This is a genomic window from Thioclava indica (assembly GCF_000714545.1).
Taxonomy (GTDB): Bacteria; Pseudomonadota; Alphaproteobacteria; order Rhodobacterales; family Rhodobacteraceae; genus Thioclava; species Thioclava indica.
The window spans coordinates 1-10,764 of the sequence record NZ_AUNB01000016.1 but is presented as its reverse complement, the minus strand read 5'-3'; the positions used below and the strand labels follow the sequence as shown (position 1 = coordinate 10,764).

Annotated in this window: 11 protein-coding genes and 1 tRNA gene; 5 read left to right on the top strand and 7 right to left on the bottom strand. The window is 59.2% G+C overall.

The features are described 5' to 3' along the window. Window positions 1-70: 70 nt before the first annotated feature. Window positions 71-193: a hypothetical protein gene (locus DT23_RS20145; protein WP_276202211.1), complete on the top strand. Its 123-nt coding sequence runs from the start codon at window positions 71-73 to the stop codon at window positions 191-193. Between the two features lie 170 nt (window positions 194-363). On the opposite strand, the gene DT23_RS05530 is transcribed toward DT23_RS20145, so the two are convergent. Continuing rightward, window positions 364-801, bottom strand: coding sequence for an iron-sulfur cluster assembly scaffold protein (locus tag DT23_RS05530; protein ID WP_038129174.1), 438 nt, complete (start codon window positions 799-801; stop codon window positions 364-366). 61 nt (window positions 802-862) lie between these two features. Here DT23_RS05530 and hisI point away from each other — a divergent pair, with 61 nt between their 5' ends. Next, window positions 863-1,225, top strand: a complete 363-nt coding sequence (gene hisI / locus DT23_RS05525) for a phosphoribosyl-AMP cyclohydrolase (protein ID WP_038129173.1) — start codon at window positions 863-865, stop codon at window positions 1,223-1,225. A gap of 3 nt (window positions 1,226-1,228) precedes the next feature. On the opposite strand, the gene gluQRS is transcribed toward hisI, so the two are convergent. The 6 genes from gluQRS to DT23_RS05495 all read right to left on the bottom strand — a co-directional run bounded on the left by gluQRS (window position 1,229) and on the right by DT23_RS05495 (window position 8,270). Continuing rightward, entirely contained in the window at window positions 1,229-2,065 is an 837-nt protein-coding gene (gluQRS, locus tag DT23_RS05520; protein WP_038129171.1) for a tRNA glutamyl-Q(34) synthetase GluQRS, read from the bottom strand. A gap of 1 nt (window position 2,066) precedes the next feature. Next, on the bottom strand, window positions 2,067-3,407 hold the full coding sequence (trmFO, locus tag DT23_RS05515; RefSeq protein WP_038129279.1) for a methylenetetrahydrofolate--tRNA-(uracil(54)-C(5))-methyltransferase (FADH(2)-oxidizing) TrmFO: 1,341 nt from the start codon (window positions 3,405-3,407) through the stop codon (window positions 2,067-2,069). Window positions 3,408-3,486: 79 nt separating this feature from the next. Beyond that, window positions 3,487-4,188, bottom strand: coding sequence for a porin (locus DT23_RS05510; RefSeq protein ID WP_038129170.1), 702 nt, complete (start codon window positions 4,186-4,188; stop codon window positions 3,487-3,489). Between the two features lie 49 nt (window positions 4,189-4,237). Beyond that, window positions 4,238-7,009: a DNA gyrase subunit A gene (gene gyrA / locus DT23_RS05505; protein WP_038129169.1), complete on the bottom strand. Its 2,772-nt coding sequence runs from the start codon at window positions 7,007-7,009 to the stop codon at window positions 4,238-4,240. 197 nt (window positions 7,010-7,206) lie between these two features. After that, the gene (locus DT23_RS05500; protein WP_051697068.1) at window positions 7,207-7,692 is read right to left on the bottom strand and encodes a disulfide bond formation protein B; all 486 of its coding nucleotides are present in this window, start codon (window positions 7,690-7,692) and stop codon (window positions 7,207-7,209) included. Then, window positions 7,692-8,270, bottom strand: coding sequence for a YqaA family protein (locus DT23_RS05495; protein WP_038129167.1), 579 nt, complete (start codon window positions 8,268-8,270; stop codon window positions 7,692-7,694). The genes DT23_RS05500 and DT23_RS05495 overlap by 1 nt, the downstream gene beginning before the upstream one ends. A gap of 133 nt (window positions 8,271-8,403) precedes the next feature. On the opposite strand from DT23_RS05495, the gene ypfJ reads away from it, so the two are divergent. The 3 genes from ypfJ to DT23_RS05480 form a co-directional block, all read left to right on the top strand. Continuing rightward, the gene (gene ypfJ / locus DT23_RS05490; protein WP_038129164.1) at window positions 8,404-9,267 is read left to right on the top strand and encodes a KPN_02809 family neutral zinc metallopeptidase; all 864 of its coding nucleotides are present in this window, start codon (window positions 8,404-8,406) and stop codon (window positions 9,265-9,267) included. A 49-nt stretch (window positions 9,268-9,316) separates the two neighbouring features. Next, window positions 9,317-9,400, top strand: a tRNA-Leu gene (locus DT23_RS05485). A gap of 814 nt (window positions 9,401-10,214) precedes the next feature. Next, window positions 10,215-10,764, top strand: a 550-nt coding sequence (locus tag DT23_RS05480) for a cadherin-like domain-containing protein (protein WP_164492071.1), incomplete at its 3' end; no start/stop codon positions are given.

The window sequence follows — 10,764 nt, the reverse complement described above, 5'->3', positions numbered from 1 at the left end:
TCTCAAAAAGTTCTTTACAGAGCGTAAAGAACGTGAGAACAAAGCAGCAACAGGGATGAAGGAGACCAAAATGGCCCAACAAATCAAAGCTGCCTTTGCAAGAAACCAGAACACGTTGCTGCAAGATGCCATCGGTGGCGTCGCGCTTTGCGTGAGTTTCGTGATCGCGCTTTATTTGCCCGGGCTGTTGTGATCCTTCGCCTCTTTTGCCTCTGACGTTACTGCCTCGCGCTTTCTGCTTTGCCGCACCTGTCCCAAACAAACGCGGCCCGCCTGTCCCAAGGTTTTGCCTGTCCGAAAGCGCAAACTCGCCGCCATCCCCTTACCGGGATGGCGGTTTTTTTATGGTTAAAGAGGAAGGGGTTAAGCCGCGATGGCGCTATCAAAAGCCGCGAGCGTTGCCTCGGGGGCAAGCAGGATCGAGCCATGACGATTGGGATACTCGCGCGCGGCTGTCAGCACCTCATACTCGCCAAAGGGCGCATCGGGGACGGGCCCGCCTTTGAGCATCGCCGCCAACTGATCGCGCAGCCGCGCCACCTGATCACGCGAACACCCGACGACCTGCGCGCCAAAAATCGCCGCCGAGGCCTGCCCCAAAGCGCAGGCATGAACGGTCTGACTATAGCCGCTGATCCGCCCATCTTGCAGCGTGATCGCGACCTCAACCGTTGAGCCGCAAAGCGGCGCGCGCTTGCGCATCACCGCATCGGGAGCAATCAGCGGATCGGTGCGGGGCATGTCGGCGGCCAGCGCTAAAATGCGCTGCGAATAGAGTTTGATCAGATCGGCGTCGCTCATGGCTTTTCCCTTTACTCCGTCCGGGGTAGATAGGGGGAGTGCAACCCAAAGGAAAGTGCCGATGCCATTTGATCCTGCCAACCTGCGCTATGATGCCAACGGTCTGATCCCCGCAATTGCGCAGGATTATCAGAGTGGCGAGGTGCTCATGATGGCGTGGATGAATGCGCAAAGCATTGCGATCACACTTGAGAAAGGCCATGTAACCTATTGGTCAAGATCGAGAAATGCGCTTTGGGCTAAGGGCGAAAGCTCGGGGCATTTGCAAACCCTGCGCGAGATGCGGATTGATTGTGATCGTGATTGTCTGTTGCTGCTGGTCGATCAGGTGGGGCCAGCCTGTCACACCAATCGCCGCTCGTGTTTTTATACGGCGATCCGGGCTGGCGAAGAGGTCGAGATCCTCAAGCCGATTGAGGACTAGCGCCTAAAGCCTGACCATGGCGCGAATGTCCTCGGGGCTGGCCCCGTCTTGGCGATATTTCGCGATGGCGCGGGCGTCGTCACGTTTGGCCAGACGTTTGCCATTATCGTCACGAATAAGTCTGTGATGGCAATAGCTTGGCGTTGGAAGCTTAAGTAGGTTTTGTAGCGTGACGTGGATTTTTGTGGCCTCGAACAAGTCCGCGCCACGGATGACACGCGTGATCCCTTGCGCTGCATCATCGAGCACCACCGAGAGGTGATAGGACGTCCCCATATCACGCCGTGCCAGCACGATATCGCCCACATCCCGCTGCATCTGCTCAGATGTGATTTGCTGCGCGCCGTTTGGGGTTTTGCAGAGTTCAGTAAAGTGACAAGGGCCCGCGGCGCGCAGCATGTTCAGCCGCAAGGGGGTATCGGGCAAGGGCTGACCAGGTTGCGGAGCACCGCTTAGGCGACAAGTGCCGGGATAGATCAGCCCGTCGGGCCCAAACGCGGCACCTTCTTGGGGGGCATTTACCGCCTCTTCGATATCGCGACGGGTGCAGGTGCAGCTATATAGAAATCCAGATTGCCAAAGTTTATCAAGGGTTTCGCGATAGATGTTAAGTCGCTCTGACTGGCGCATCACCGGCCCGTCCCATGTGATGCCAAGCCAACGCAGATCGTCGTAGATCTGTGCTTCCCAATGCGGGCGGGCACGGCTTTGGTCGATATCCTCAATGCGCAGCAGGAACTGCCCGCCCGCCTTGCGCGCCATGTCATGGGCCAAAAGCGCGCTATAGGCGTGACCCAGATGCAGCGGCCCGGTGGGCGATGGCGCGAACCGGCTGATCACCTTAGCTTTGGCCTTCAAGCCATTGAGTAAACGTCTCTTTTGCGCGATCAGTATAGGCTTTGTAACGGTCTTTGCGCCCACGCCGTCCACCTTTGGCATCAATCGGCGGAAACAGCCCGAAATTGACATTCATCGGCTGGAAGGTCTTTGCCTCGGCACCGCCGGTGATATGGGTGATCAGCGCGCCCATCGCGGTATCAGGGCCGGGTGGCGGCAATTCACGCCCCTGCAGTTCCGCTGCAGCCATGCGCCCCGCCAGCAGCCCCATCGCGGTGCTTTCGACGTAGCCCTCAACCCCCGTGATCTGTCCGGCAAAGCGCAGGTGCGGGTGCGATTTCAGTCGCATTTGGCTGTCGAGCAGCGTCGGAGAATTGATGAACGTGTTGCGGTGAATGCCACCAAGTCGCGCGAATTTCGCATCCTGTAGCCCGGGAATCATCCGAAAAACAGTGGCTTGCGCGCCATACTTCATCTTTGTCTGAAAGCCGACGATATTATAGAGCGTGCCAAGCGCGTTGTCGCGGCGCAGTTGCACCACGGCGTAGGGTTTGTTCTGCGGGTCGTGATCATTGGTTAGGCCGACAGGCTTCATCGGGCCAAAGCGCAGCGTCTCGCGGCCGCGTTCGGCCATGACCTCAATGGGCAGGCAGCCATCGAAATAGCCCGCCGTTTCGCCCTCGTGGAATTCGGTCTTTTCGGCCGCAAGAAGCGCGTCGATAAACGCCTCATACTGGTCATGTGTCATCGGGCAGTTAATATAGGCGGTGCGCTCTTCCTCGGTCTCGCCCTTGTCATAGCGCGATTGCCGCCACGCTACGGACATGTCGATGCTGTCGGCATAGACGATCGGGGCGATGGCATCAAAGAACGCCAAACGGTCAACCCCCGAAGCCGCAGCGATCGCGCTTCCAAGGTCTTGCGAGGTCAGAGGCCCGGTCGCAAAAATCCATTTGCCGCTTGAAGGAAGGGCTGTAACTTCTTCTTCAACAAAGGAAATGTTGTCATGCGCGCGCAGATGTTCGGTGACGGATTGCGAAAACGCCTCGCGATCCACTGCCAATGCGCCGCCCGCCGGAAGGCGATGATTGCGCGCCATTTCCATGATCAGACCGCCTGCTGCGCTCATCTCCCAATGCAATTGGCCGACGGCATTGCGTTCATTATCGTCAGAACGAAACGAATTTGAACACACCATTTCGGCAAAATTGCCCGTCTGATGCGCAAAGGTTTCGACCTTGGGGCGCATCTCGTGCAGCACGACGCGCACGCCTGCATTTGCCGCCTGCCAGGCCGCTTCTGATCCGGCCATTCCGCCGCCGACGATGTGAAGTTCTTGGGTCATGATCCGCCTGATATAAGCGAAAAGCTGCGCTTGCAATCAGCGCAGCTTTCCAGAGTTTTTCTATTTTGCCAACGCAGCCTTAAAGGCCGGGCAGCAAATCCTGTAGTCCGCGTTGCGAGAAGGTCGTGCCTTGTCCGGCCCCGAACGTCGCGCGCACACCAAGACCGATATACCCCTCAGCATCGGCATCCTGCGCATCCACGCGGCCAATTTCGCCGTAAACGCTGTAGCTAGATGCCAGCTTGTAATCCGCCGTCACGCCGATCCGGTTGTAGTCATCGCCGCGTCCGTTGAACGCATCCAGACGCCCGCCCAGCGAAAACCGGTCATTAAGCGCGTAGCTGCCGCTCAGGCCCAGCGCCGTGCCATCCGTCCCGGTTTCGGTGTGCCAGAGATAGCCTTCCAGATCGATGATGTTCAGCTTTTGGCTGGCCTCGAGACCGTAGAAATCGACGTTCTGGCTATTGAGACGATCACGCCCGACAAAGGCACCAACAGCCGTGCCCTGCATCGGGTGATAGACCCCGTGCAGCGCGAACATGCCACCATTCCAATCGACGCCACCAAAGCGGTTCAGCGCCATGTCGCCTTGCACGCTAAACGCAGACGAGAAGGCGACCTCGAGCGAGCCGAAGGCCGAGAGTTTATCGGCGTCGCTTGCCGAACCGGTCAGGTTGGAATAGCTCACACCGACCTGCGCGCCGCTCACTTCGGCGGCTTGCGCGGTCAGCGCCGTGCTTGCGGCCAACGCAGCGACCGCGCCAAAAATCCACTGTTTCATGTTCTGCCTCATGGTATATGCCCGGGCGTGTTTTCCGCCCGGTGCAGGTTTAGCTTTCTGCTGCTTCATCGCCGGCCTGTTCGGCGAGTCCTTCGACCTCTTCGGCGTCATCGCCATGATCGGCAATGCGCGCGACTGAGACGACTTCTTCACCCTTGGCGGTGTTGAACACGCGCACACCGCCTGCGGAGCGCGAGCGGAACGAGATGTCTTGCACCGGGCAGCGGATCGACTGGCCGGTTGAGGTGGCGAGCATGATCTGATCGCTCATCTCGACGGGGAAGGATGCCACCAGCAGGCCGCCGCGCATCGCCTTGTCAATCGCGCCAACACCTTGGCCACCACGCCCACGCAGCGGGTAGCCGTGGCTCGAACTGATCTTGCCCGAGCCCTGTGCGGTGATCGTCAGGATCAGATCCTCGGCAGCGGCCATTTCGGCGTAGCGTTCGGGCGACAACTGGCCTTCAGCCACGCCGTCTTCATCCTCATCGGCGGTGTCCTCTTCACTCACACCTGCCATCAAACGACGCTGTTTGAGATAGGCGGCGCGTTCGTCCGAAGTGGCCTCGAAGTGGCGGATTACCGACATCGACACGACCTCATCACCCGGGCGCAGGCGAATGCCACGCACACCGACCGAGTTGCGCGAGTTGAACACCCGCACATCGGGCACGGCAAAGCGGATCGCGCGGCCCCCGGCGGTGAACAGCATCACGTCGTCATCCTCGGAACAGATGCGCGCATTGATCAGGCGCACGCCGTCTTCCTCGAACTTCATCGCGATCTTGCCGTTGCGCATAACATTTGTGAAGTCTGACAACCGGTTACGGCGCACAGTTCCAGCAGATGTCGCAAAGACAATTTGCAGATCGTCCCAGTCTTCCTCGGCGCGATCCACCGGCATAATCGCGGCAATCGAAACGCCCGTCGGGATTGGCAGGATGTTCACAATCGCCTTGCCTTTGGACTGACGCGAGCCCAGCGGCAACTGCCAGCATTTCATCTTGTAGACCATGCCTTCGGTCGTGAAGAACAACAGCGGCGTGTGGGTGTTGGCGACGAACAGGGTGGTGACGGTGTCGTCCTCTTTCAGCGAGCCACCCGACAGCCCCTTGCCACCGCGTTTTTGCGTGCGGAAATCGGCCAGGGTGGTGCGTTTGATATAGCCGCCCTGCGTGATCGTGACGACCATGTCCTCACGCTCGATCAGGTCTTCGTCGTCCAGATCGCCCGCCCAGTCGATGATCTCGGTGCGACGCGGCACGGCGAATTGCTCTTTCACCTCGCGCAGCTCGTCAGCGATGATCGCCATAATGCGTTCGCGTGAGGCGAGGATCGCGAGGAAATCACGGATCTTGCCCGCCAGTTCGGCCAGCTCGTCGGTGACTTCCTTAACGCCGATCTGGGTCAGGCGCTGCAGGCGCAATTCAAGAATCGCGCGGGCCTGCGCCTCGGAGAGGTTATAGGTGCCATCATCGTTGACCGGATGCAGCGGATCGTCGATCAGCTTGAGATATTCAAGGATCTCATGGGCCGGCCAGCGCCGCGTCATCAGTTTCTCGCGCGCCTCCGCGGCGTCGGTCGAGGCGCGGATCGTGGCGACCACCTCATCGACATTACTGACCGCTACGGCGAGACCGCACAGGATATGGCTGCGCTCGCGCGCTTTGCGCAGCTCGAACGCGGTGCGGCGTGCAACAACTTCTTCGCGGAAGGTGATGAAATAGCTTAGGAATTGGCGAAGTGTGAGCTGTTCCGGCTTGCCGCCATTCAGCGCCAGCATGTTGCAGCCAAACGAGGTTTGCATCTGCGTAAACCGATGCAGCTGGTTGAGCACGACATCCGGCGTCGCATCGCGTTTCAACTCGATCACAACGCGCACGCCGACGCGATCGGATTCATCGGCGATGTTGGAAATGCCCTCAAGGCGCTTGTCGCGCACCAGTTCGGCCATTTTCTCGATCATTGAGGCTTTGTTGACCTGATAGGGCACCTCGTCGATGACGATCGCAAAACGGTCCTTGCGGATTTCCTCGATATGGGATTTGGCGCGAATGATGACCGAGCCGCGCCCCTCAAGATAGGCTTTGCGCGCACCGCCACGCCCCATGATCTGCGCACCCGTCGGGAAATCGGGGGCGGGCACGATGGCCATGATCGCCTCATCCGACATGTCGGGATTGTCGATCAGCGCCAGCGTGGCGTCGCAAATTTCGCCGAGGTTGTGGGGAGGAATATTGGTGGCCATACCCACCGCAATACCACCCGCACCATTGACGAGCATATTGGGATAACGCGCGGGCAGAACCGAGGGTTCGCGGTCCTTGCCATCGTAGTTGTCTTGAAAATCGACCGTGTCTTTTTCGATATCGGCCAGCAGGGCGCCCGCAGGCTTGTCCATGCGCACTTCGGTGTAGCGCATCGCAGCGGCGTTATCGCCATCCATCGAACCGAAGTTACCCTGACCATCCAGCAAGGGCAGCGACATCGAAAACGGCTGCGCCATCCGCACCAGCGCGTCATAAATAGCGGCGTCGCCATGGGGGTGATATTTCCCCATCACATCGCCCACCGGACGTGCCGATTTGCGATAGGATTTGTCATGCGTGTTGCCGGTCTCGTGCATCGCATACAGAATGCGCCGGTGAACCGGTTTCAGACCGTCGCGCAAATCGGGAATCGCGCGGCTCACGATCACGCTCATGGCGTAATCAAGGTAAGCGGTCTTCATTTCTTGTGCGATGGAAACGGTCGGGCCGAGATAGGTGGGCCGCGCCGGGCCCTCTTCTTCGATTTCCGGCGGATCAGGAGTGTCAGTCACGCGCGCCTCGATGCTCTAGATATTGTTGTGACAGGTTATACGCGCCCCAAGCGGCGGGTGCAATCACCAAGGGCAGAAGCGGCGCGCCTGTGGGCGCTTTTGGGACGCTCCGCGGGGAGTATTTAGGGCTAGATGAAAGGGGGGACGTGCTTTCATCTAGCTTCAAATACTCCCGCCGGAGGCATCTGGTGGTAATTTCAGGCGCTGCGGCGTGATTTGAGAAACGCCCAGAGCCAAATCCCTGCCAGCACAAGCGAGCCGATTGCGTTGAGGTTTGCCATGGTGATGCCAAACATCTCCCACGGGATTTCATCGCAGCGCACCAAGGGGGCGGCGTTGATTTGTGCCATCAGATCGGCTGCCGATAGCGTGCTGCTGACCGCGCCCGAGGTGCAGTCAGAAGGGCCTGCGAAGATATGGCGCTCGACGCCGGAATGATAAAATCCAAGCCCCGAGGTCGTCAGCGCCGCAAGCATCCCAAGCAGGGCCGTCCAAGCGGGCAGGCGGAACGCAAGGATCGCCAAGCCGATCACAATGGCGGCCAGATGCGGCCAGCGCTGCCAGATACACAGGTGGCAGGGCGCATAGCCAATCGCCTGAAACATCAGCGCGCCGGCCAGAACAAAGGCCGAGCCGGCGGCGGCGTAACCGATCAACATGCGCGGCGGGAAGGGATCTCTCATCAGATATATTTCAACACGTAAAAGCCGCCGATCAAAAGCACGACGAACAGGGTGAACAGAAGGCCGAGCCAGCGCTCGATGAAGGTCTTGATGGGCGCGCCGAATTTCCACAGCAAGCCCGCAAGGATGAAAAAGCGCAGCGCGCGCGCCAGCACCGATACGCCCAGAAATAGCGGCGGCGACAGGTGGGTTGCGCCTGAAAAGATCGTGATGACCTTATAGGGGAAGGGCGTGACGCCCGCGATCAGCACCGCCCAGCCGCCCATCTCGTTAAACCGCAGGGCCAGCTCGTCAAAACTTTGCGCCTTGCCGTAAAACTCCAGGATCGGCTTGCCGATCACATCCATGAACCCGTAGCCGATCAGATAGCCCAGACAGCCGCCCGCGACCGAGCCCGCCGTCGCCACCAGCGCGATTTTCCACGCCCGCCACGGCGTCGCCAGAATCATCGGAATCATCAGCACATCCGGCGGAATCGGAAAAACCGACGCCTCGACGAAGGCGGTGATGGCGAGAAACCACATTGCGTTGGGATGGCTCGCCTTGGCCATCGTCCAGTCATAAATACGCCGGATCATATATCTTGGCCCCGTTTGCCTGTGCTGATCCGCTTCGTGCCTGCGCGCGCGCGCAAGGTCAAGCGCGCCGGTGCTGTTCACTCGCGCGTGATCACGCTAATCTGCACCCGAAGTTTGAGGGGAGATCAGGGCAATGCAATGGCGGGGGCGGCGTGGCAGCCGTAATATCGAGGATCGTCGCGGGCAATCCCGGATGTCGGGTGGCACGACGGTGCGGCTGGGCAAGGGTGGGCTGGGCGTCTTGGCGATTGTGGTTGTGGGCTATTTCCTTGGTGTCGATCTGACGCCTTTGTTGGATGGCACGCAGCAAGGCCCGGTGACGCAACAAAGCGGGCCGCTGAGTGAGCGTGAAAAATCCATGGGCGATTTCGTGTCCGTCACTTTGGCGGATACCGAAGATGTCTGGCAGGGGATATTCACGCAGCAACTGGGCAAGACCTATCACCCGGTGACGCTGGTTCTTTATAGCGGGGTGACGCAGTCGGCCTGTGGCAATGCCAGCGGCGCGACGGGGCCGTTTTACTGCCCGGGCGACAAGCGCGTTTATCTCGATACGGCGTTCTTTGACACGCTCAGCCAGCAGCTTGGCGCCAAGGGCGATTTCGCCGCCGCCTATGTTGTGGCCCATGAGGTTGCCCATCATGTTCAGGATGAGTTGGGCATTTTGGGTAAGGTCAATGATCTGCGCGCGCAAAGCTCGGCGGCGCAATCCAACGCGCTTTCGGTGCGCATCGAATTGCAGGCCGATTGTTTCGCCGGAATTTGGGCGCGCGCCGCGCAAGATGAGATCGGCATGGTTGAGCCGGGCGACATTGCCGAGGCGATGAATGCCGCCGCGTGGATCGGTGACGATACCTTGCAACGCGAGGCGGGCAGGGCGGTTATGCCCGACAGTTTCACCCACGGCTCCTCGGTGCAGCGCCAGCGCTGGTTCCAGCGGGGTTACCAGAGTGGCGAGTTGCGGCAGTGCGACACATTTTCTGTGCGAAATCTGTGATCGAAGCGCTTGTCATGGCCGCGCGGTTTCGCTAGAGGAAGCGCACTGGGCCCGAGTGGCGGAATGGTAGACGCAGCGGATTCAAAATCCGCCGACGCAAGTCGTGCGAGTTCGAGTCTCGCCTCGGGCACCAGCCCAGCCCCTAATTCTGATTGTTTGTGAGACCGCGCGTGAAGCGCGTGCCAGCGGACTGGCATGCGCGGATCACGCTCCGTTGACGCAGCGTGATCCGTGTGTGATTCGGGGGGCGGGTTCGAATTCGGCGGAACAAACGATGATTTTCGTCGCTGTTGGACACAATCCGAGAACAATCCTTGTCGCTCTGTGTCACGATTATGGCCACAAATTGGATGCGATCTGGAAACGATAGCACGGGCGGCCCGTTTCCAAATCGCATACAATCCGGTTGGGCCTCGCGCCTTGGCTTCATGGTTTTCAACCTCTTAACGTGACCTTTAAGATAGGTTTTCGATGAATCGTCCCGATTTTTTTAAGAGTTTATGAAACAATGCCCGCGTTGGGGAAGGCTCTGACATGTGCAGGTGCAGCATATTTTTGCACCAATCAGGGTAAATGCGGCAAGACTACGGCAAATTCCCCTTTCTTTGTGGCGCATCTGTGTTCATTTTCAGCCCATGCCCAATTTCCGGGCATCATGGCCATGGGGGTGGCCAGTGAAGAGGACGGCATCCAAGGGTGCATGTTCGACAGCTGCCAGCGAGACGCGCCCAACAGCGTAGCGATACTCGCACCTAGGACAGGCAGGCCGATGACATCGGTTGGGCCTGATCTGTGGGAAGTTGTCTGCATGCAAGCGCGGATCCACCGAACCTTCACGTCAATTCATCGGGGCGCGAGCCCTATCGAGACATCGGCGCTGCCAACCGCGCCATCAGAAATGACGGCGCGCGGGCCGATTGCCCGATTGCGTGTAAGGGGACGACAAAATGAGCAAGTATCACCACCACTGCAACGTGAAACCTGTCGCGAACAACGATACGGCGGATACGGCGTTCAACACCGCCGTCACGATCGACGTGCTGGCCAATGATACCGATGCGAATGGCGATACTCTTTGCGTCTATGGCACGCCTACGGCCAGCAATGGCTCGGTTGTGGTCAACTCTGATGGCACGCTCACCTTTACACCTGATGCAGATTTCACGGGCACGGCGGATATCTGCTACAAGATCACCGATGGCAATGGCGGCTATGACAGTGCGACTGTGCATATCAATGTCGAAGAACAAACGCTTGACGGCATCGTCTCGGGCACTTCGGGCGACGATCTGATTGATTACAGCTACACGGGCGATCCCCAGGGCGATATGGTCGATCATGATGACGCGATCCTGCCCCATGACACCGCCAATGATGACATCATCGAAGCGGGCGCTGGCGATGACATCGTTTATGCGGGCGCAGGCAACGACTTGGTTGATGGCGGCGCGGGCGACGATCTGATCTACGGTCAGGGCGGGGATGATACGCTTGATG